This window comes from Arenimonas maotaiensis (assembly GCF_014638745.1).
GTDB classification, from domain to species: domain Bacteria; phylum Pseudomonadota; class Gammaproteobacteria; order Xanthomonadales; family Xanthomonadaceae; genus Arenimonas; species Arenimonas maotaiensis.
The window spans coordinates 1-20,893 of the sequence record NZ_BMFO01000001.1 but is presented as its reverse complement, the minus strand read 5'-3'; the positions used below and the strand labels follow the sequence as shown (position 1 = coordinate 20,893).

At 66.0% G+C, this 20,893-nt stretch carries 18 protein-coding genes and 3 tRNA genes; 8 read left to right on the top strand and 13 right to left on the bottom strand.

Features of this window, described 5'->3' with window-relative positions; all coding sequences use genetic code 11:
- Nucleotide 1 precedes the first annotated feature (1 nt).
- Nucleotides 2-1,213 carry a dicarboxylate/amino acid:cation symporter gene (locus tag IEV56_RS00105; protein ID WP_188446443.1) on the top strand — a complete coding sequence of 404 codons (1,212 nt, stop codon included), beginning with the start codon at nucleotides 2-4 and terminating at the stop codon, nucleotides 1,211-1,213.
- A 61-nt stretch (nucleotides 1,214-1,274) separates the two neighbouring features.
- Here the strand turns inward: IEV56_RS00105 and IEV56_RS00100 are convergent.
- From IEV56_RS00100 to ppsR, 4 genes are all read right to left on the bottom strand, one after another.
- Nucleotides 1,275-1,350 (bottom strand) — tRNA-Glu (locus IEV56_RS00100).
- A gap of 23 nt (nucleotides 1,351-1,373) precedes the next feature.
- A tRNA-Ala gene (locus IEV56_RS00095) sits at nucleotides 1,374-1,449 on the bottom strand.
- Nucleotides 1,450-1,515: 66 nt separating this feature from the next.
- Nucleotides 1,516-2,007 carry a DUF1249 domain-containing protein gene (locus IEV56_RS00090; protein WP_188446441.1) on the bottom strand — a complete coding sequence of 164 codons (492 nt, stop codon included), beginning with the start codon at nucleotides 2,005-2,007 and terminating at the stop codon, nucleotides 1,516-1,518.
- Between the two features lie 2 nt (nucleotides 2,008-2,009).
- Entirely contained in the window at nucleotides 2,010-2,822 is an 813-nt protein-coding gene (ppsR, locus tag IEV56_RS00085) for a posphoenolpyruvate synthetase regulatory kinase/phosphorylase PpsR (RefSeq protein WP_188446438.1), read from the bottom strand.
- A gap of 115 nt (nucleotides 2,823-2,937) precedes the next feature.
- On the opposite strand from ppsR, the gene ppsA reads away from it, so the two are divergent.
- Complete coding sequence (ppsA, locus tag IEV56_RS00080) at nucleotides 2,938-5,313, top strand: phosphoenolpyruvate synthase (protein WP_188446436.1); 2,376 nt, start codon at nucleotides 2,938-2,940, stop codon at nucleotides 5,311-5,313.
- Between the two features lie 99 nt (nucleotides 5,314-5,412).
- On the opposite strand, the gene orn is transcribed toward ppsA, so the two are convergent.
- On the bottom strand, nucleotides 5,413-5,979 hold the full coding sequence (gene orn / locus IEV56_RS00075; protein ID WP_188446434.1) for an oligoribonuclease: 567 nt from the start codon (nucleotides 5,977-5,979) through the stop codon (nucleotides 5,413-5,415).
- 53 nt (nucleotides 5,980-6,032) lie between these two features.
- Here orn and IEV56_RS00070 point away from each other — a divergent pair, with 53 nt between their 5' ends.
- On the top strand, nucleotides 6,033-6,476 hold the full coding sequence (locus tag IEV56_RS00070; protein WP_188446432.1) for a DUF2721 domain-containing protein: 444 nt from the start codon (nucleotides 6,033-6,035) through the stop codon (nucleotides 6,474-6,476).
- On the opposite strand, the gene tadA is transcribed toward IEV56_RS00070, so the two are convergent.
- From tadA to folD, 4 genes are read right to left on the bottom strand one after another with little or no spacing between them, the layout of a single operon-like run.
- Complete coding sequence (gene tadA / locus IEV56_RS00065; RefSeq protein WP_188447925.1) at nucleotides 6,473-6,946, bottom strand: tRNA adenosine(34) deaminase TadA; 474 nt, start codon at nucleotides 6,944-6,946, stop codon at nucleotides 6,473-6,475. The two genes, IEV56_RS00070 and tadA, sit on opposite strands and share 4 nt — an antisense overlap.
- On the bottom strand, nucleotides 6,946-8,514 hold the full coding sequence (gene guaA, locus IEV56_RS00060; RefSeq protein ID WP_188446429.1) for a glutamine-hydrolyzing GMP synthase: 1,569 nt from the start codon (nucleotides 8,512-8,514) through the stop codon (nucleotides 6,946-6,948). The genes tadA and guaA overlap by 1 nt, the downstream gene beginning before the upstream one ends.
- Nucleotide 8,515: 1 nt before the next feature.
- A complete protein-coding gene (gene guaB, locus IEV56_RS00055; protein WP_188446427.1) occupies nucleotides 8,516-9,973 on the bottom strand; it encodes an IMP dehydrogenase in 1,458 nt (485 codons plus the stop codon).
- 60 nt (nucleotides 9,974-10,033) lie between these two features.
- Nucleotides 10,034-10,894: a bifunctional methylenetetrahydrofolate dehydrogenase/methenyltetrahydrofolate cyclohydrolase FolD gene (gene folD / locus IEV56_RS00050; RefSeq protein WP_188446425.1), complete on the bottom strand. Its 861-nt coding sequence runs from the start codon at nucleotides 10,892-10,894 to the stop codon at nucleotides 10,034-10,036.
- A 58-nt stretch (nucleotides 10,895-10,952) separates the two neighbouring features.
- Here folD and IEV56_RS00045 point away from each other — a divergent pair, with 58 nt between their 5' ends.
- The 3 genes from IEV56_RS00045 (at nucleotide 10,953) to IEV56_RS00035 (ending at nucleotide 13,259) form a co-directional block, all read left to right on the top strand.
- The gene (locus IEV56_RS00045) at nucleotides 10,953-11,258 is read left to right on the top strand and encodes a DUF1244 domain-containing protein (protein ID WP_188446423.1); all 306 of its coding nucleotides are present in this window, start codon (nucleotides 10,953-10,955) and stop codon (nucleotides 11,256-11,258) included.
- Between the two features lie 11 nt (nucleotides 11,259-11,269).
- The gene (locus IEV56_RS00040; protein WP_188446421.1) at nucleotides 11,270-12,115 is read left to right on the top strand and encodes a hypothetical protein; all 846 of its coding nucleotides are present in this window, start codon (nucleotides 11,270-11,272) and stop codon (nucleotides 12,113-12,115) included.
- A gap of 85 nt (nucleotides 12,116-12,200) precedes the next feature.
- Nucleotides 12,201-13,259 carry an SEL1-like repeat protein gene (locus tag IEV56_RS00035; protein ID WP_188446419.1) on the top strand — a complete coding sequence of 353 codons (1,059 nt, stop codon included), beginning with the start codon at nucleotides 12,201-12,203 and terminating at the stop codon, nucleotides 13,257-13,259.
- Nucleotides 13,260-13,316: 57 nt separating this feature from the next.
- Here IEV56_RS00035 and IEV56_RS00030 read toward each other — a convergent pair.
- The 3 genes from IEV56_RS00030 to IEV56_RS00020 form a co-directional block, all read right to left on the bottom strand.
- Nucleotides 13,317-13,391 (bottom strand) — tRNA-Val (locus IEV56_RS00030).
- A gap of 44 nt (nucleotides 13,392-13,435) precedes the next feature.
- Entirely contained in the window at nucleotides 13,436-15,067 is a 1,632-nt protein-coding gene (locus IEV56_RS00025) for an FMN-binding glutamate synthase family protein (protein WP_425488554.1), read from the bottom strand.
- Nucleotides 15,068-15,127: 60 nt separating this feature from the next.
- Nucleotides 15,128-16,402, bottom strand: coding sequence for an NAD(P)/FAD-dependent oxidoreductase (locus tag IEV56_RS00020; protein ID WP_188446415.1), 1,275 nt, complete (start codon nucleotides 16,400-16,402; stop codon nucleotides 15,128-15,130).
- 133 nt (nucleotides 16,403-16,535) lie between these two features.
- Here IEV56_RS00020 and IEV56_RS00015 point away from each other — a divergent pair, with 133 nt between their 5' ends.
- Nucleotides 16,536-17,780, top strand: coding sequence for a M48 family metalloprotease (locus tag IEV56_RS00015; RefSeq protein ID WP_188446413.1), 1,245 nt, complete (start codon nucleotides 16,536-16,538; stop codon nucleotides 17,778-17,780).
- A 3-nt stretch (nucleotides 17,781-17,783) separates the two neighbouring features.
- Here IEV56_RS00015 and IEV56_RS00010 read toward each other — a convergent pair whose 3' ends face one another.
- Nucleotides 17,784-18,662 carry an MBL fold metallo-hydrolase gene (locus IEV56_RS00010; RefSeq protein ID WP_188446411.1) on the bottom strand — a complete coding sequence of 293 codons (879 nt, stop codon included), beginning with the start codon at nucleotides 18,660-18,662 and terminating at the stop codon, nucleotides 17,784-17,786.
- Nucleotides 18,663-18,759: 97 nt separating this feature from the next.
- Between IEV56_RS00010 and IEV56_RS00005 the strand changes: the two genes are divergently transcribed.
- On the top strand, nucleotides 18,760-20,361 hold the full coding sequence (locus IEV56_RS00005) for a hypothetical protein (RefSeq protein WP_188446409.1): 1,602 nt from the start codon (nucleotides 18,760-18,762) through the stop codon (nucleotides 20,359-20,361).
- Nucleotides 20,362-20,893: the final 532 nt, after the last annotated feature.

Sequence of the window (20,893 nt, the reverse complement as noted above, 5' to 3'; positions counted from 1 at the left end):
CATGTCCGCTTCCACCCGTGTCTTCCTCGGCCTGTTGCTCGGCATCGTCGCTGGTCTTGGCCTCAGCCGGTTCGCGCCGGACGCCGCCGCGCCGGTCAGCGCCATCGCGCAACCGATCGGCCGGCTGTGGTTGAACGCCCTGCAGATGTGCATCGTGCCGCTGGTCGCGTCCCTGTTGGTGGTCGGCATCAACCAAGCCAACGATGTCGCCACCTCCGGCCGCATCGCGCGCAAGGCCCTGCTGTGGATCCTGACCCTGTTGGCATTGGCCGGTCTCGGCACCGCCATCGCGGCGCCGTTGCTGCTCGGCCTGATGCCGCATGATCCGGCTCTGATGACGGTGCTGCAATCGGCCGCCAGCCCGGCCTTGCCGCCGCCGGCCGGCGATTGGACCGCCAGCCTGATTCCGATCAACGTCATCGCTGCGGCCTCGGCCAACGCCATCGTACCGATGGTGGCGTTCACCCTGCTGTTCGCCTTCGCCTTGACCCAAATCGAAGCCGCCCGGCGCCGGCTGATCGTGGATTTCTTCCAGGCCATCGCCGATACCGTGATCCGCATGGTGCATTGGATCCTGCTGACCGGCCCGCTCGGCGTATTCGCGCTGATCCTGCCGATCAGCGCGCAGGCCGGCGCCAGCGTGGTACAGGCGCTCGGCATCTACATCAGCATGCTGTGCCTGCTGTATCTGGCCATCACCGGCATCCTGTACGGCGTCGCCCGCATCGGCGACGGCGAGCCGCTACGGCGGTACGCCAAAGCCATCCTGCCGGCGCAGGTGGTGGCGATGAGCACGCAATCTTCGGTGGCCACCCTGCCGGCCATGGTGGAAAGCGCGGGCGCCTTGGACTATCCACGGCATGTCACCGGCCTGGTATTGCCTTTGGCGGTTTCGCTGTTCCGCATCACCAGCCCCATCCAGTACCTAGGCGTGGCCTCGTTCATCGCCTGGGCCTACGGCATCGACCTGTCGCTGGCCACCACCGCCCTGTGCGTGGCGCTGGCGGTGGTGATCTCCATCGGTTCGGTCGGCCTGCCGGGCAGCGCCATCTTCATGGGCACCAACCTGCCGGTGGTGCAGGCCGCCGGCCTGCCGGTCGAGCCCATGGGCCTGCTGGTGGCGGTCGACATGATTCCCGACGTGTTCGCCACCCTCGGCAACGTCACCGCCGATTTGACGGTAACCAGCAAAGTCGCGCGCTCGGAATCCTGAGCGCGCCGTCAGCCGGATCGGACGCAATAAAAAACCCGCCTTGCGGCGGGTTCCTTATTTGTGGCGTCCCCACGGGGATTCGAACCCCGGTCGTTGCCGTGAAAGGGCAATGTCCTAGGCCTCTAGACGATGGGGACAGCAAGCCTAAAATTTTTCACATTGGTGGAGCTAATCGGGATCGAACCGATGACCTCTTGCATGCCATGCAAGCGCTCTCCCAGCTGAGCTATAGCCCCACGTGCTGTGAGAGTTGAAATTATAGGGAGGTTTTAAATTTGCGTCAAGCCCGTTCGAAAAAAAATTTACATGACGTCGGCCGCCGGCTCCGGCACGCCCTCCTCCCGACGCCAGCCGCCACGGCCGTGCCCCTGCTGCTTGAGGTACTGCAGCCATTTGTTGAGGAATCCGTTCATGCGCAGGCGGTGCGAAACCATGCGCTCCGTGCTCGGGTGCACGCCCAGCACGTCCTGCCAGCGCCGGCCGACATAGCAATGGCTGACCTCGCACTGGCGCGAATCCAGGTATACCCGGATCATGGCCGAGGGATCCAGGGCGCCGGTACGGGAATCGCGCAGGGTGTAGCTGAGCTTGCATTCGATGGTATAGGCGTGACGCTCCAACACCTCCAGCCGCAGCCGCAGGCCGTCCCGCCCTTCGGACAGGTAAACGCCGGCTGAAAGCGCGTCGAACTCCGCCATCGCCTGCAGACGCAGGAAGTTGTCGGTGTACAGGTCCATCAACCAGGTGAAGCGGTTGAGGCGTCGGTACAGGTCGGCGTTGTCGGGCGCACGCATGCTCAGTACAACTGGTTCTGGATGCCCAGCTGCGACAGGATCTTGCTGGATATCTCCTCGATCGAGGTGTTGGTGGTCGACAGGTGCGGCAGGCGGATGCTGCGGAACAGCTCCTCGGCACGGCTGACCTCCCGCCGGCACTGCTCGATGGTCGCGTATTTCGAGCCCGGCTTGCGCTCCTGGCGGATCTGCTGCAGACGGACCGGATCGATGGTCAGCCCGAACAGCTTGTGCCGGAATGGCTGCAGGCGCTTGGGCAACCCCTCGCCGTGCAGGTCTTCCTCGGTCAAGGGGTAATTGGCCGCCTTCACCCCGTAATGCAGCGCCATGTACAGGCAGGTCGGCGTCTTGCCCGAGCGCGACACCCCGACCAGAATCAGGTCGGCATTGGCGTAGTTGTAGCTGATGCCGTCGTCGTGGGTCAACGCGAAGTTGGTAGCGTTGATGCGCTCCTCGTAGGCCTTGTAATCGACCAGCGCGTGCGCGCCGCCGACCCGCGGCTTGCGCACCACGCCCAGTTCGTGCTCCAGCGGATGCACGAACGGGCCGAGCACGTCCAGCACCAGCGCGCCGGTTTCGGCGATGACCGCGCTGGCGCCGGCATCGACCAGGCTGGTGAATACGATGGCGCGCTGGCCGCTGCGCTCCTGTTCGGCCTCGATGATGCCGGCGGTATGCATGGCCTTGTCCATGCTGTCCACGAACGGCAGGCGCCGGGCCTGGTGCTGGATGCCCTCGAACTGGGCCAGGACGCTGTGTCCGATGGTTTCGGTGGTGATGCCGGTGCCGTCGGATACGTAGAAAACCGGACGCATGGGAACTCCTGTCGTTTCGGTCATTGTGCCCGATTTCGGCGGCGCCGGAAATCGCCGGCCCGGGCCATGGCGATGGGCTATAATATGGCTCCGCAAAACGCATCGGGAGCAGGCCTTGACTACGCAGATTCTCTGGTTGGATCACCTCCGCCTCTCCGACCTGGCGCAGGTCGGCGGCAAGAACTCGTCGCTGGGCGAGATGATCGGCCACCTGAGCCAGCTCGGCGTCTCGGTGCCCGGCGGCTTCGCCACCACCGCCGACGCGTTCGAGGAATTCATCGCGTTCAACAACCTGACCCAGCGCATCTACCAGCGCTTGGACGGCCTGGACGTGGACGACGTCGGCACCCTGATGGCGGTCGGCAAGGAAATCCGCCAATGGGTGATGGACGCGCCGCTGCAGCCGGCGCTGGACGCCGCCATCCGCGAGGCCTACGCCGAACTGTGCCGCCGCGCCGGCTCCGCCGAGGTCTCGGTCGCGGTGCGTTCCTCGGCCACCGCCGAAGACCTGCCGGACGCCAGCTTCGCCGGCCAGCAGGAGACCTTCCTGAACGTCACCGGCGTCGAGGACGTGGTCGCCAAGGTCAAGGAGGTGTTCGCCTCGCTGTACAACGACCGCGCCATCGCCTACCGCGTGCACCACGGCTTCAAGCACGAGGATGTGTTCCTCTCGGCCGGCGTGCAGCTGATGGTGCGCTCCGACGTCGGCGCCTCCGGCGTGCTGTTCACCCTCGACACCGAATCCGGTTTCCGCGACGCGGTGTTCGTGACCTCCAGCTACGGATTGGGCGAGAACGTCGTGCAGGGCGCGGTCAACCCGGACGAGTTCTACGTGTACAAGCCCAACCTGCGCGCCGAGCGCCCGGCCATCCTGCGCCGCACGCTCGGCAGCAAGGCCATCCGCATGGTGTATTCCGACGCGCCTGGCGAGCGGGTCAGGAACGAGTCGACCCCGGCCGAACTGCAGGCCCGTTTCTCGATCACCGACGCCGACGTCGAGGAGCTCTCGCGCCAGGCCCTGGTGATCGAACAGCATTACCAGCGCCCGATGGACATCGAATGGGCCAAGGACGGCATCACCGGCAAGCTGTACATCGTGCAGGCCCGTCCGGAAACGGTGAAGTCGCGCGCGCACGCCACCCAGATCGAACGCTATCTGCTCGAGCGCCGCGGCACCGTGCTGGTCGAGGGCCGTTCCATCGGCCACAAGATCGGCTCCGGCAAGGCCCGCGTCATCCGCAGCATCGCCGAGATGGACAAGCTGCAGGCCGGCGACGTGCTGGTGGCCGACATGACCGACCCGGACTGGGAACCGATCATGAAGCGCGCCTCGGCCATCGTCACCAACCGCGGCGGCCGCACCTGCCATGCCGCCATCATCGCCCGTGAACTCGGCGTGCCGGCCGTGGTCGGCTGCGGCGACGCCATGGAACGCATCACCGACGGCGCCGACGTCACCGTCAGCTGCGCCGAGGGCGACACCGGCTACATCTACGACGGCCTGCTGCCGTTCGAGAAGATCGTCACCGACCTCGACAACATGCCGCCGGCGCCGCTGAAGATCATGATGAACGTCGGCAACCCCGAACGCGCGTTCGACTTCGGGCAACTGCCGAACCAAGGCATCGGCCTGGCCCGGCTGGAATTCATCATCGCCCGCCAGATCGGCGTGCACCCGAAGGCCCTGCTCGACTTCGACAACCAGCCGGAGGCGATCAAGGCCCAGATCCGGCCGCTGATGGCCGGCTACGCCGATCCGGTGTCGTTCTACGTCGACCGTCTGGCCGAAGGCATCGCCACCCTGTCGGCGGCGTTCGCGCCGGAGACGGTGATCGTGCGCCTGTCCGACTTCAAGTCGAACGAATACGCCAACCTGATCGCCGGCCAGCAGTACGAGCCGCACGAGGAAAACCCGATGATCGGTTTCCGCGGCGCCTCGCGCTACATCAGCGACAGCTTCCGCGACTGCTTCGCGCTGGAATGCCAGGCGGTCAAGAAAGTGCGCGAGGACATGGGCCTGAGCAACTGCTGGATCATGATTCCGTTCGTGCGTACGCTGGAAGAAGGTCGCCAGGTCATCGCCGAACTCGAGAAGAACGGCCTGAAGCGCGGCGAGCACGGCTTGAAGGTGATCATGATGTGCGAAGTGCCGTCCAACGCCCTGCTGGCCGACGAGTTCCTCGACATCTTCGACGGCTTCTCGATCGGTTCCAACGACCTGACCCAGCTGACCCTCGGCCTGGACCGCGACTCGGCGATCGTGGCGCACCTGTTCGACGAACGCGACCCGGCGGTGAAGAAACTGCTGTCGATGGCGATCAAGACCGCCAAGGCCCGCGGCAAGTACGTCGGCATCTGCGGCCAAGGCCCGTCCGACCACCCGGACCTGGCCGACTGGCTGCTGCAGGAAGGCATCGAATCGGTGTCGCTGAATCCGGACACCGTGGTCGACACCTGGCTGCGCTTGGCCAAACTCAAGGCCGGCGGCTGATACATCTCGCCGCGCGTTACGAAAAAAGCACGCCTCGGCGTGCTTTTTTCATGTCCTGCGCGTCACCGCATCAGGGCGAACACACCGTTCGCCCCTACATCAGGATGATGCGGTTCCGGCCAGGGCGCCCATGAAGCGGCGGTAATAGGCCAGTTCGGCCACCGACTCCTCGATATCGGCCAAGGCGGTATGCGCGCCCTGCTTGCTGAAGCCGTCCAGCAAGGCCGGATTCCAGCGCCGGCAAAGCTCTTTCAGCGTCGAGACATCGATGTTGCGGTAATGGAAATAGGCTTCCAGGCGCGGCATCAACCGGGCCAGGAAGCGGCGGTCCTGGCCGATCGAATTGCCGCACATCGGCGAGCAGTTGGCGTCGACCCACTCAGCCAGGAACGCGATCATATGCGCTTCGGCCTGGGCGGCGGTATAGGGGCTTTCCAGCACCCGCTGCCAGAGTCCGGAGCGGCTGTGGGTGTTGCGGTTCCAGTCGTCCATCGCCTCCAGCACGGCCAACGGCTGGCGGATGGCGAATTCCGGGCTGCGCGCGAGGATGTTGAGTTCGGCATCGGTGACCACCGCCGCGATCTCCAGCAAGTCGTCGCGCTCCGGCACCAGCCCGGTCATTTCGCAGTCGATCCAGATCAGGCGTTGTTTACGGTCGTCGGACATCGGTGTCTCCTCAAGTCTGTTTATACTGTAGCAAATCCCGCACGAGCCCCGCGATGACGCCTGCTATCGACAGCCATTACGCCGTCCTGACCGCCATGCTGGCGCCGGCCTTGTTGATGGCCGCCACCGGCTCGCTGCTGCTGTCGGCCAACAACCGCCTGGCGCGGGTGGTCGACCGCCTGCGCATTCTGCTCACGCTGTGGAACGCCGGCGAACGCGGCCATGCGGCGCTGGAGAACCAGATCCTGCGCCACCGCCGCCGCAGCAACTTCCTGCTGCGCGCCTGCCTGTTCCTTTACTGCGCGCTCGGCTCGTTCATCGGCACCAGCCTGGCCTTGGCGGTGGACGCGCTCAGCGGCCAACGCATCCCCTTGTTGCCGACCGTGATGGGTCTGCTGGGCATGGCCTTCCTGCTCGGCGCGGCGTTCTATCTGGGGCGCGAAGTGCTGGCCGCGGTACGCAGCTTCGAAGCCGAAATCCGCGACGAAATGGCCTAATCGCGCCGGCGCTTGGCCTTGAAGTAGGCGCTCAGTTGCGCGCCGGCCTCCTCGCCCAGCAAGCCGCCCTGCCCGAGCACCCGGTGGTTGTGGCGCGCGTCTTCCAGCAGATCGAACACCGAACCGCAGGCGCCGGTCTTGGGGTCGCTGGCGGCGTACACCACCCGTTTCACCCGCGCATGCACCAGGGCCATGGCGCACATGGCGCAGGGCTCTAACGTTACATACAGCGTGGTGTCGAGCAGGCGGTAATTGCCGATCTTGCGTCCGGCCTCGCGCAGCACGTTGATTTCGGCATGCGCGCACGGATCGCTGTGGCGGATGGTCAGGTTGTGGCCCTCGGCCAGCACCTCGCCCTCGGCGGACACCAGCACCGCGCCGACCGGCACTTCATCCACCGCCTCGGCGGCCTGCGCCTGCGCCAAGGCGCGGCGCATGAAGGCGTCATCCTCGGCGCTGAAGCCGCCCATCATTCCCATTCAATGGTGGCCGGCGGCTTGCCCGAGATGTCGTACACCACGCGGGAAACGCCTTTCAACTCGTTGATGATGCGGTTGGACACCGTGCCGAGCAGCTCATACGGCAGATGCGCCCAATGCGCGGTCATGAAATCCACGGTCTCCACCGCACGCAGGGCGATGACCCATTCGTAGGCGCGGGCGTCGCCGACCACACCGACCGACTTCACCGGCAGGAACACCGCGAAGGCCTGCGAGGTCTTGTCGTACCAGCCGGATTTGCGCAATTCGTCGATGAAGATGGCGTCGGCCTTGGCCAGCAGTTCGGCGTATTCGGCCTTGACCTCGCCCAGGATGCGCACGCCCAGGCCCGGGCCCGGGAACGGATGGCGGTACACCATGTGCGGCGGCAGACCGAGTTCCACGCCGATGCGGCGCACCTCGTCCTTGAACAACTCGCGCAGCGGCTCGACCAGGCCGAGCTTCATGTGCTCGGGCAGGCCGCCGACGTTATGGTGCGATTTGATCACGTGCGCCTTGCCGGTCTTGCTGCCGGCCGATTCGATCACGTCCGGGTAGATGGTGCCTTGCGCCAGCCACTTCACGTTCGACAGCTTGGCCGATTCCTCTTCGAAGATCTCGACGAACAGGCGGCCGATGATCTTGCGCTTGGCTTCCGGTTCGTCGACGCCCTTGAGCGCGGCGAAATAGCGCTCGGCGGCATTGACGCGGATGACCTTGACGCCCATGTGCTCGGCGAACATGGCCATGACTTGGTCGCCTTCCTGCCAGCGCAGGAGGCCGGTATCGACGAATACGCAGGTGAGTTTGTCGCCGATGGCCTTGTGCAGCAGCGCCGCCACCACCGAGGAATCGACGCCGCCGGACAGGCCGAGCAGCACCTCGTCATCGCCGACCTGGGCGCGCACGCGCGCGATCTGGTCGTCGATGATGTTGGCCGCGGTCCACAGCGCGCGGCAGCCGCAGATGTCCTTCACGAAGCGCGCCAGCAGGGCTTCGCCGGATTGGGTGTGGGTCACTTCCGGATGGAACTGCACGCCGTAGTAGCGGCGACGCTCGTCGGCCATGGCCACAATCGGCACGGTGTCGGTCGAGGCGGTCACGGTGAAGCCGTCCGGCACGCGGGTCACGCGGTCGCCGTGGCTCATCCAGACGTTCAGCCGCGGCGGTTGGCCGGTAGCATCGTTGATGCCTTCCAGCAAGGCGCAGGGACGGTCGACATTGACCACGGCGGCGCCGAATTCGCGGTGGTGGCCGGATTCGACCAAGCCGCCGAACTGCATCGCCATCGTCTGCATGCCGTAACAGATGCCGAGCACCGGCACGTTCTGCGCGAACACTTCCTGGGGCGCGCGCGGCGAACCGGCTTCGGTGGTCGATTCCGGACCGCCGGACAGGATGATGCCCTTCGGCGCGTACGCGGCGATGTCGGCCGGGTTGTGGTCCCAGGCCCAGATCTCGCAGTACACGCCGGCCTCGCGGATGCGGCGAGCGATCAACTGGGTGTACTGCGCGCCGAAATCGAGGATCAGGATCTTGTCGCTGTGGATGTCGGTCATGTCAGCCTGCGCGGTAATTCGGCGGTTCTTTGGTGATCTGCACGTCGTGCACGTGCGCTTCGCGGGTGCCGGCGTTGGTCACGCGCACGAACTTGGGCTTGGTGCGCATCTCTTCGATGGTGGCGCAGCCGACGTAGCCCATCGAGGCGCGGATGCCGCCGACCAGTTGGTGCACGATCGAGCCGAGGTGGCCGCGGTACGGCACCCGGCCTTCGATGCCTTCCGGCACCAGTTTGTCGGCGTCGGAGGCGTCCTGGAAGTAACGGTCCTTGCTGCCCATCTCCATCGCGCCGAGCGAGCCCATGCCGCGGTAGCTCTTGTAGCTGCGGCCCTGGAACAGCTCGATCTCGCCCGGGCTTTCCTCGGTGCCGGCGAACAGGCCGCCGATCATGATGCTGGACGCGCCGGCGGCCAAGGCCTTGGCGATGTCGCCGGAATAGCGGATGCCGCCGTCGGCGATCAGCGGGATCTTGCCCTTCAGCACGTCGGCCACCATCGACACCGCGGTGATCTGCGGTACGCCGACGCCGGCCACGATGCGGGTCGTGCAGATCGAGCCCGGACCGACGCCGACCTTGACCGCATCGGCGCCGTGGTCCATCAGCGCCAAGGCGGCGTCGGCGGTGACGATGTTGCCGCCGATGACGTCGACGTTCGGGAAATGCTTCTTGACCCAGGCCACGCGCTCGAGCACGCCCTGCGAGTGGCCGTGCGCGGTGTCGACCACGATCACGTCGACGCCGGCCTGCACCAGCGCCTCGACGCGCGCTTCGGTATCGCCGCCGACGCCGACCGCGGCGCCGACCAGCAGCTGCTCGCTGGCGTCCTTGGCGGCGTTCGGGTTGTCGCGCGCCTTCTGGATGTCCTTGACCGTGATCAGGCCGCGCAGCTGGAAGCCGTCGTTGACCACCAGCACCTTCTCGATGCGGTGCTTGTGCATCAGGGCCAGCACTTCGTCGTCGCTGGCGCCTTCGGAGACGGTGACCAGGCGGTCCTTCTTGGTCATGATGTTGCGCACCGGATCGTCGAGCTTCTTCTCGAAGCGCATGTCGCGGCTGGTGACGATGCCGACCAGCTGGCCGCCATCGACCACCGGCACGCCGGAGATGTTGCGGGCGCGGGTCAGTTTCAGCACTTCGCCGATGGTGGTGTCCGGACCGACGGTGAACGGTTCGCGGATGACGCCGGCCTCGAAGTTCTTGACCATGGCGACCTGCGCGGCCTGTTCGGCGGCGCCCATGTTCTTGTGCAGGATGCCGATGCCCCCGAGCTGGGCCATGGCGATGGCCAGACGGGCCTCGGTCACGGTGTCCATCGCCGCCGACACGATCGGCAGGTTGATGCGGATGTTGCGGGTCAGCTGGGTGCTGAGGCGGACGTCTTTCGGGAGGATCGCGGAGTGCGCGGGGACGAGGGACACGTCATCGAACGTGAGGGCTTCAGCGAGAATGCGCAGCATGGACAGCTCCGGGCGTGTGAAGCGCTTCATTATAGCGTATGGGCGCCCGCCCTGTCGATGTCAGCGGTCGAGCGCCTCGCAGGCTTCCAGGGTGTTCTGCATCAGGGTGGCGACCGTCATCGGCCCCACCCCGCCCGGCACCGGGGTGATCCAGCTGGCGCGCTCGGCGGCCGCGGCGTATTCCACATCCCCGCACAGGCGGCCATCGTCCAGGCGGTTGATGCCGACGTCGATGACCACCGCGCCCGGCTTGACCCACTCGCCGGGAATCATGGATGGCTTGCCGACCGCCACCACCAGCACGTCGGCCTGGCGGACATGCGCTTCCAGCACGTCTTTCGGGGTGAACTTATGGCAGGCGGTGACCGTGCAGCCGGCGATCAGCAGCTCCAGCACCATCGGCCGGCCGACGTGGTTGCTGACGCCGACCACCACTGCGTTGCGGCCACGGATCGGCTGGTCGGTATACGCCAGCAAGGTGGTGATGCCGCGCGGCGTGCACGGCCGCAGGCCGAACTGGCGCAGCGCCAAGCGGCCGACGTTGGCCGGGTGGAAGCCGTCCACGTCCTTGGCCGGGTCGATGCGATCGATCAGCCAGGTGCCGTCGCGGCCGCCCGGCAGCGGCAACTGCACCAGAATGCCGTGGATCTTGGGGTCGGCGTTGAGCTGGTCGATCAGGGCGGTCAGCTCGGCGTCGGTGGTGTCGGCGTGCAGGTCGTAATCGTAGGCCTGGATGCCGACCCGCTCGCAGGCCCGGCGCTTGTTGCGCACGTACACGCTGGAGGCCGGGTCGTTGCCGACCAGCACCACCGCCAGACCCGGCCGGGAGCGGCCGGATTCGACCCGGGCCTGCACACGCACGGCCAGATCGTCCAGAAGGGTATCCGCGATGCGTTTGCCGTCGAGTACCTGTGCCGTCATGTGCGCCCGATCCGATGGGGGTGATACGCTATTATCCCGTATCTTCCGAGTGAACGCCATGCTGCCCGACGCCACCCGCACCGAACTCGAAGCCGCCGCCTTCCGCCGCCTGCGCGACCATCTGATGCAGGAACGGCCGGACGTGCAGAACATCGACCTGATGATCCTGGCCGGCTTCTGCCGCAATTGCCTGGCGCAGTGGTATCAGGACGCCGCCGTCGAGCGCGGCATTGCGATGGACAAAGACGCCGCGCGCGAAGCCGTGTACGGCATGCCGTTCGCCGACTGGAAGGCCCGCCACCAGCGCGAGGCCAGCCCCGAACAACTGGCGGCCTTCGAGGCCGCGCAACGCCGTCACGGCTGAGGAGCACACGTATGGCCGCAAAGAAAACCGCCTGGGCCGCCACCGGCAAGCGCTTCGATTTCAGCGGCACGCTGCTGCAGACCCACTGGAAAGCCCTGCACACCGGCGACGGCGAACCTTACCCCGACGAAAAACGCGCCGCCGCCCTGCTGAAAGTGGCCGGCAAGACCGCGCCGAAAGGCCTGTCGGCCGCCGAGTTGGCCGAAACCCTGCAGGACGCCTGGCGCGCCTTCCACAGCGGCGATTTCCAGCACGCGTATGAAACCGGCGTGGCGCTCGGGCCGGTGGGCGTCAGCGTGGCGGCCAAGGCCTTGGGCATCCACACCACGTACTTGGTGAAGAAGGATGCCGAACGCCTGGCGCGCTTCGAGGAAGTGGCGCAGTTGGGCGAAACGGCGGTGGCGGCCCTGCCCAAGGAAGCCAACAGCCACTACCGCATGGCATTCGGTTACGGCCGCTACGGCCAGGGCCTGTCGATCGCCAAGGCGTTGAAGATCGGGCTGGCCGGCAAGATCAAGAGCGCGCTGGACGCCTGCATCGCGCTGGATCCGAAACACGCCGAGGCGCATCTGGCCAGCGCGCTGTGGCACGCCGAAATCGTCAACAAGGTGGGCTCCACGCTGGGCGGGCTGACCTACGGCGCCAAGCGTAAACAGGCGGAACAGCATATGGCCACGGCGCTGAAGCTGGCGCCGAAGATGCCGATCGTGCATGTGGAACACGCGCAGATGCTGTTGCTGCTGGACGAAGACGACGAGCAGGCCGCCGCCGATGCCTTCGAAAAGGCCAGCCTGCTGCCGCCGCTGGACGCCATGGACTATCTGGACGGCCGTTTCGCCGCCGACCAGATCGCCTGAACGCCGCCCCGAACGGAATCTTTACAATCCCTTGGGGCGCTTTACCTAAAATAACCGTATGAAATTCGTTCGTATCGGGGCTGTGATGGCCCTTTTTTTTGCCCTGTCGCCGGCGGCCGAGGCGCAATTCTGGAAGCGAAAGACTGCCGCGCCCGAGGCCGGCGGTTACGAGCAGGCCCTGCTCGCCTACCGCAATCAGGACTATGCCGCCGCCGAGCGCCTGCTGACGCCCTTGGCCAAGCAGAACCATCCGCAGGCCATCGCGCAATTGGCCTATATGTACGAATTCGGCATCGGGGTGCGCAAGGATCCGGCCGAGGCCGTGAAACTCTACCGGCGGCTGATGGCGCTTTACCTGGAAAAAGCCAAGCTCGGCGATGCCGAAGCGCAGTATCAGGTGGGCCAGCTGCACTACGCCGGCAAGGGCGTGCCGGAGAACGTGCCCGAGGCCATGCAATGGTACGCACAGGCCGGCGCGCAGGGCCATCTGCACTCGCAATACAAGCTCGCCCTGCTGTACGACAGCGGCGAGAAAGCGCCGCGCGACCCGACCGCAGCCGTGCATTGGTACACCTTGGCCGCCGAACAGGGCCACGTGAATTCGCAGATGTTCCTGGCCATCAAATACTACCGCGGCCGCGATGTGGCGCAGGACTACGCCAAGGCCGCCGAGTGGTTCGGCAAGGCAGCAAGCGCCGGCAATGCCTATTCACAAAGCGCACTCGGTTTCATGTACGCCGCTGGCCAAGGCGTGAAGGAAGACAAGCAGCAGGCGCTGACCTGGTACCGCAAGGGCGCCGAACAGGGCGACAAGGACAGCCAGTACGACCTGGGCATGAAGCTGCTGAAAGGCGACGGCGTGCCGCGCAGCGTGAGCGAGGCCGCGCACTGGTTCGGCCAGTCCGCCGCGCAGGGCCAGATGGCGGCGCAGTTCGAGCTGGCCCAGCTGTACGCCAAAGGCGACGGCGTGAAGCGCGATCCGGTGCTGGCCTACGCCTGGTACAACGTGGCCATCATGAGCGGCCACTACCCGGCCAGCAAGCCGCGCGACGCCTTGGCCAAGACCATGAACGCGGACGAGATCGCCGAAGCCGAGCAGCTGAGCGCGATGTGGAAGTTCGGACAGTCCATCGTGCGGGAATGAGCACGTCTTGACGCATTGAAAATGAAAAACCCCGCCGAAGCGGGGTTTTTCATGTCTTGGTGGGCGATGCAGGGTTCGAACCTGCGACCCTTGCCGTGTGAAGGCAATGCTCTACCGCTGAGCTAATCGCCCAAGAGCCGTCATTTTACGGGAAAGCCGGCCGGCAGGCAAGATGCTCAGCGCGATTTGCTGCGGCGCAGGTTCAGCAACGAGGCCGGCGGCGCGAACGAATCGGCGCGGGCCTCGCGCCAGTACTGGCGCAGGCTGGGGTGCTCGGGTTCGCCGCCCTGCAGCAGTTCGCCCGGCCGCATCTGCGGATACACCCGCGACAGCGGCAGCACGCTTTCCGGATCGATGCGGCGGATGATGTGCTCGGGGCCGAGCTCGTCCGGGTGGCGCAGGCCGGCTGCGGCCAGGATGTCGGCCAGGGCCTTCATCGTGTTCTTCTGGAAATGGTAGACGCGCTCGGATTTGTCGCCGGGGTCCAGCCCGCGCTGGCGGCCGGAGTCCTGCGTGGCCACGCCGGTGGGGCAACGGCCGGTGTGGCAGTTCTGCGACTGAATGCAGCCGACCGCGAACATGAAGCCGCGCGCGGCGTTGCACCAGTCGGCGCCCAGCGCCAGCACGCGCGCCATGTCGAAACCGGTGATGATCTTGCCGGCCGCGCCGATCTTGATCTGTCCGCGCAGATCGAGCCCGACCAGGGTCTGGTGCACCAGCATCAGCGCCTCGCGCAACGGCATGCCCACATGGTCGGTGAACTCCAGCGGCGCGGCGCCGGTGCCGCCCTCGCCGCCGTCGACCACGATGAAGTCCGGCAACAGGCCGCTTTCCTGCATGGCCTTGGCGATGGCGAACCATTCCCAGACATGGCCCACGGCCAGCTTGAAGCCCACCGGCTTGCCGCCGGACAGCTCGCGCAGGCGCTGCACGAACTGCAGCAGGCCCAGCGGCGAATCGAAGGCCGAATGCGCGGCCGGTGACAGGCAATCGACGCCGACCGGCACGCCGCGTGCTTCGGCGATCTCGGGCGTGACCTTGGCGCCGGGCAGGATGCCGCCCTGCCCCGGTTTGGCGCCCTGCGACAGCTTCACTTCGATCATCTTCACCGACGGCAGCGCGGCGTTGGCGCGGAAACGCTCGGGGTCGAAACCGCCGTCGGCCGTGCGGCAGCCGAAATAGCCGGAACCGATTTCCCAGACCAGATCGCCGCCGTGCTCCAGGTGGTAGCGCGAAATCGAGCCTTCGCCGGTGTCATGGTAGAAGCCGCCCTTCTTGGCGCCCAGGTTCAGTGCGCGGATGGCGTTGGCCGACAGCGCGCCGAAGCTCATCGCCGAGATGTTGAACACCGCGGCGTCATAGGGCTGCGTGCAGCGCGCGCCGCCGATGCGGATGCGGAACGGTTCCGTGGCCGGCGGCGCCGGTTGCAGCGAGTGGTTGATCCATTCGTAGCGTTCGGCGTACACATCGCCCTGGGTGCCGAACGGGCGCTTGTCGAGCTCCTGCTTGGCGCGCTGGTACACGATCGAGCGCTGCTGGCGCGAGAACGGCGCCTTCTCGGTGTCGGATTCGAACAGATACTGGCGCAGCTCCGGGCGGATGGCTTCGATCAGGAAACGGCCATGCGCCAGCAGCGGGTAATTGCGGCGCAGGGCCGAATGCCGTTGGCTGAGATCGGCGATGCCGAGCACGGTGAATGCGGCGGCGATCACCGCCGGCCATAGCGCCCAACTATTGCCCTGCCAAGCCAACAGGCCGAAGCCGCAGGCGGCCGACAGCACCAGCAGGAACAGCCAATAACGGTTCAACGGCATGACGGCGCTCCGGTTGCGATGGCTTCGATTATAGCCGCCCGCCGCGGCCGCGCATCAGACGCCGAGGCGGTCGCGCAGGTCGTACCAGAGCGCGCCGAGTGCGGTGAACGGCACGCGGAACAGACGGCCGCCGGGGAACGGATAATGCGGCAGGCCGGCGAACACGTCGAAGCGTTCGTGCTGGCCGCGGATGGCTTCCGACAGCACCCGGCCGATCATGTGCGTGTAGGTCACGCCGTGGCCGGAGCAGCCTTGCGCGTAATAGATGTTGGATTCCAGCCGGCCCACCTGCGGCAGGCGCGACAGCGTCAGCAGGAAATTGCCGGTCCAGGCGTAATCGATCTTGACGCCCTTCAGCTGCGGGAAGGTGCGCTCCAGGTTCGGCCGGATGTGCGATTCGATGTCGGTCGGATCTTTCGCGCCGTACACCACGCCGCCGCCGAAGATCAGGCGCTTGTCGGCCGACAGCCGGTAGTAATCGAGCAGGTAATTGGTGTCTTCCACGCAGTGGTCGGTGGGCAGCACGTCCTGCCAGTTGGCCAGCGGTGCGGTCGCCACCACCTGCGTGCCGCAGGGCATCGACTTGGCGCTCAGCTTGGGCTCCAGCTCGCCGATGTAGGCGTTGCAGGCCACGATCACGGTCTTGGCGTGCACTTCGCCCTGCGCGGTGCGCACCACCGCCGTGGCGCCGCGCTCGATGCGCGTCACCGGCGACTGTTCGTGGATCACGCCGCCGAGCGATTCCAGCGCCGCGGCTTCGCCTTGGGCCAACTTCAGCGGATGGATGTGGCCGCCGGTCGGGTCGATCAGGATCGCCTCGTATTCGTCGGTGCGCACGTGCTTCTGGATGTCGGCGCCTTCCACCAGCTGCATCTTCAGCGAATCGTATTTCTCCCACAATTCTTTGTGCTCGTGCAGGCCGGCCACCTTCTTGCGGGTCTTGGCGGCGTAGATGCCGCCGTCCTTCAGGTCGCAGTCGATGCCGTATTTGGCCACGCGTTCGCGGATGATGCGGGCGCCCTCGAAGGCCATGCTGCCCATGGCGTCGGCCACCGCCTTGCCGTGGTTGCGTTCGATCACGTCGATGTCGCGCGAGTAGCTGTGCACGATCTGGCCGCCGTTGCGGCCGGAAGCGCCCCAGCCCACTTTCGCGGCTTCCAGCACCACCACTTTGAAGCCGGCTTCGGCCAGATGCAGGCCGGACGACAGACCGGTGTAGCCGGCGCCGACGATGCAGACATCGGCCTCGACGCGACCCTGCAGCGGCGGACGCTCCGGTTGCGGCAAACCGGAAGCGGCGTAATACGAAGGCGCGTGTTGGCTGTTCATTCGGCGGACCAGTCAAATATTTTCATAAGGTGTTGAAAATATAGCATCATCGCCCAATATTGCCTAGTCTGCCGGATTCATCGCGCTGTAAGCCAACGCGGGTAAAATCAAGGCATCGCCACGGAGTTCCGACATGAAATACGCCCTGCCCCTGTTCTGCGTCGCCGCCTTGGCCTTGGCCACGCCGGCCTCGGCCCAGCTGAAACCGGTGACCCGCGAGGAAATCGCCATCGGCAGCCAGCAGTACCTGCCCAGCCTGCAGAGCCAGGGCGGTCCGTTCCTGCGCGATGCCGCCTTGCAGGCCTATGTCGACAAGGTCGGCCAGCGTCTGGCCAAGGCCAGTGAATTCCCCGATCTGCCCTACGCGTTCACCGTCATCAACAACGGCGAACTGAACGCCTGGGCATTGCCGGGCGGCAAGATCGCCATCAACCGCGGTCTGCTGCTGGTGATGGAGGATGAGGCGCAATTGGCGGCGGTGCTGGCGCATGAGATCAGCCACGTCACCCGCCGGCACGCCATGCGCATGCGCAAGAAGAGCCAGACCGTCGGCCTGATCGGCGCCCTGGCCGGCATCGCCATCGGCAGCAAGGCGCCGCAGTACAGCGACCTGGCGATGAAAGGCGCGGGCCTGGCGGTGTACGGAACCCAAGCCAATTACAGCAGAGACCACGAACTGCAGGCCGACTCGGTCAGCATGAAATTGATGTCGGCGGCCGGCTACGACCCGATGGCCGCGGTCGAGATCCAGCAGATCTTCCTGCAGCAATCCCAGGGCCGCAGCAGCGGTGGATTGCAGGCGCTGTTCGCCTCGCATCCGCCGTCGCAGGCACGCGTGGACGCCAACCGCAAGCGCCTGGCCCAGCTTCCCGCCGGCGGCGAGCGCGGCAAACCGGCCTATGCCGCCGCCACCGCCACGCTGCGTGCCGACAAACCCGCGTTCGACGCCCTGCAGGAAGCCATTGCCGCCTACGGCAAAGCCGACTTCGCGACCGCGCTGAGCCGCAGCGAACGCGCCATCGCCCTGCAGCCGAAGGAAGGCCTGGCCTGGGAAATGAAAGGCCAGAGCCAGTACAAGCTCGGCCGCAAGAGCGACAGCCTGGCCGCGTTCGGCAAAGCCGCCACGCTCTCGCCCGGTTTCTTCCGGCCGCTGCTGTTGCGCGGCCTGGTGCATCAGGACCTGGGCAAACTGACCGAAGCCGAAAGCGACCTGCTCGCCAGCCGCAAGATCCTGCCGACGCAGATCGCCGCCTATCAGCTGGGCGAGATTTCGCGGCAACGCGGCCGACGCGAGGCCGCCATCGGCTATTACCGCGAGGCCGCGCAAGGCGGCGGCGAGATCGGCGAGGCCGCCAAGCGGCGCTTGCTCGAGCTGTAAGGCCTACAGCGCGTTGAGCGGCAGTTTCAGATAGCTGACGCCGTTGCCTTCCGGCTCGGGAAAATGGCCGGCGCGCATATTGACCTGCACCGAGGGCAGCAACAGCGCCGGCATCGCCAGCGTCGCATCGCGTGCGCTGCGCATCGCGGCGAATTCCGCTTCCGACACCCCAGCGCGCACGTGGATGTTGCCGTCGCGCTCGGCCTGCACCGTGGTCAGATGCTGCGGCCCGCGGCCGGCCGGCGGGTAATCGTGGCAGAGATACAGCCGGGTTTCCGGCGGCAGGGCCAACAGGCGCTGGATCGAGCGGTATAGCGTCGCGGCGTCGCCGCCGGGGAAATCGCAGCGGGCGGTGCCGTAATCCGGCATGAACAGCGTATCGCCGACGAACACATGCCGCAGGCCGTCGGCTTGCAGACAATAACTCAGGCAGGCCGGCGTATGCCCGGGCGTGGCGATGACCTCGATGCTCAGGCTCCCCAACGCCAGGCGCTCGCCGTCTTTCAGCAGGCGGTCGAACTGGCGGCCGTCGCGGGCGAATTCGGGACCGAGATTGAACACCCGGCCGAAGGTCTCCTGCACCGCCAGCACCTTGTCGCCGATGGCGATGTCGCCGCCGAGCGCCTGTTTCAGATACGGCGCCGCCGACAGATGGTCGGCGTGCACATGCGTTTCCAGATGCCACCGCACCTCGGCCTGCAGCTCCGCCGCACGCATGCGGATGCGCTCGGCCGATTCGGTGCGGGTCCGGCCGGATTTGGGGTCGAAGTCGAGCACGCTGTCGATCACCGCGGCGGCGCGCGTATCCGGATCCATCAGCAGATAGCTGAAGGTGGCGGTGGCGGAATCGAAGAACGCGTCGACGTGGAGGGACTCGGACATGGGGATACCTATCGGAAACCTGCCTCGATTATAGTATCGACATCGGCCACCGTCCCGAATCCGGGCGTCACCAGCGCCTCCTACACAGGATCCCGCATTGAACGTCGTCCTCTATCGCATCCTCGGAAATCCCCTGCCGCCGCGCCACGACAGCCGAAACACCTTGGAAAACCTGCGCTTCGTGCTGGACAACGAGGAAGACCTTCCGGGCTGCGAAAAACGTTGGATACTCAACGGCATCGTCGACGACGCGCTGTCGCGGGCCTGCCGGCAGCTGATCGAGCAGGCCGGACATGCCTGCATGATCATACCGTTCGATTGGGAAACCTACCGCCGGAGTTTCCTGGACGGTAGCGGCCTGCCGCCCCTGCCGGCCGGACAGGCGTTGCCGCCCATGCAGGCCCGGCTGCGCCACGAGTGGATCTACCGGCACAAATCCTTGGCCGCGATCAATCTGAACCGGGCCCGTAACGCGGCGATCGACGCCGGCCGCCGCGATGCCGACTGGGTGTTGCCGCTGGACGGCGGCACGTTCTTCAAGTCCGACGATTGGCAGGAATTCACGGAAGCCCTCCGACAGGCGCCGGATGCGTGCTATGCGCTGATTCCGATGTACCGTCTTGACGCCAACGAGGGCTTCCGCGAAATGGATGCCTCGCAGTACATGCAGGAGCCGCAGATCGCCTTCCGCCGGGATGCGCCGGACCGCTTCGACGAGCGCCTGCGCTACGGCCACCGCGACAAGTCCGAGCTGCTGGCGCGGCTGCAGGCGCCCGGCCCTTGGCATAACTGGACCGCCGCGGCGTGGGAAAACGAGACGCCGCTGACGGCGGTCGCGCCCGGACGCTTCATCGAAGCCGGCCGGCTCTATCGCCTGCAGAGCGGCGCGGAAACCGAGGTCGAGACCAAGGAGTCCGTCCGCCACCAAGCCCGGTTCCGGGGCGTGGCCGATTTCACCGCCGCCATCGACGCCGATCTGCTCGAACGGCGGATGGCCGAACTCGGCCGGACGCCGTGGATCCTGCCGGCGGCGCACCCCGCCCTGCTGCACACCACGCCGGCGGCCTTGGAGGCACGGCTCGCGCACGCGATCATGAATCCGCCGGGCACCGAGGACACGCTGCTGCTGCCGTTGCTGGCGGAAACCTGGTTGGCCGACGGCACGGTATCGCAGACGCACTATGACCGGATCAAGGAGCGGCTCGGCGCCCTGCTCACGGCGCTGGAGGAAACACCTGCCGGCCAGGCCGCCAACCGCGGCGGCGGCGTGACCGGAACCCGCACGCACCTGCTGAAAACAGCGCTGGCCCTGTTCCTGCGCCGTGACGCAGACGCCGCCCGGCTGCTGCACAACGCCACCTTGCGTCTGGTCCTGCAATGCGCGGCGCCACCGGCGGCCGGCGCGCCGCAGAACATCGCGGTTTGGCTGCTGCTGGCGCGGCTCGGTGCCATGGCGGGCATCGACCTAGCCGCCTATCGGGGCGTCAACGGTGAATCCATCGACGCATTGGCCGAAAACGCACGCGTCGCATTTCGTCCGGCTGGAAGTCCATCGCCACACGCCATCGAATCGGCTTGGGCGCTGTTGGACGGCATGCGGCGCGGAAACGGAATCCCGCCGGAGCACCCCGGCATCGCGGCGTTGGCGGGCGGCATGCCGGCGCATTGGCCGGTTTTCTGGGAGCAGTGGCCATCCTGAAACGCGGACGGCGGACAACAAAAAACCTCCCGACGGAGGTTGATGGTGCCCGGGCCTCACTAGAATAGCGCCCTATGATGCTTTATATATAGCGTTTCATAATATTGATTTGAAAATATGTCCCCATATATGCCCCCACTTCTGTATCGCTACCCCATATATGAACAGCTTTCTCATAATTTGCGTCTGCATGTATTTACGCACCTTTTTCATCAGCTTTCAAGCTCAGGCATTGATCGCAATGCTTGGGCCACGGCCCGCGCAAACGCCGCCGGATCCGGAGCTTGATCGAACTTCGGCCTGCCGAGCTGTTTGATGATTTCGCCTTGCCGCCTACACTCGACGTTCCCATAACTTAAGAAGGTGGTCAGCACCTGCTCGTGTCCAAGATTTTGACTCCATGCCTTGGGGTTCTACCCCGTTAATGCGGACACTTCAAAAAAGCCTCAAAATGGGGCAGGAGGAGTGTCATGGCAAAACGAAAGAAGTACAGCGAAGAGTTTAAACGCGAAGCGGTTAATTTGATACGTCA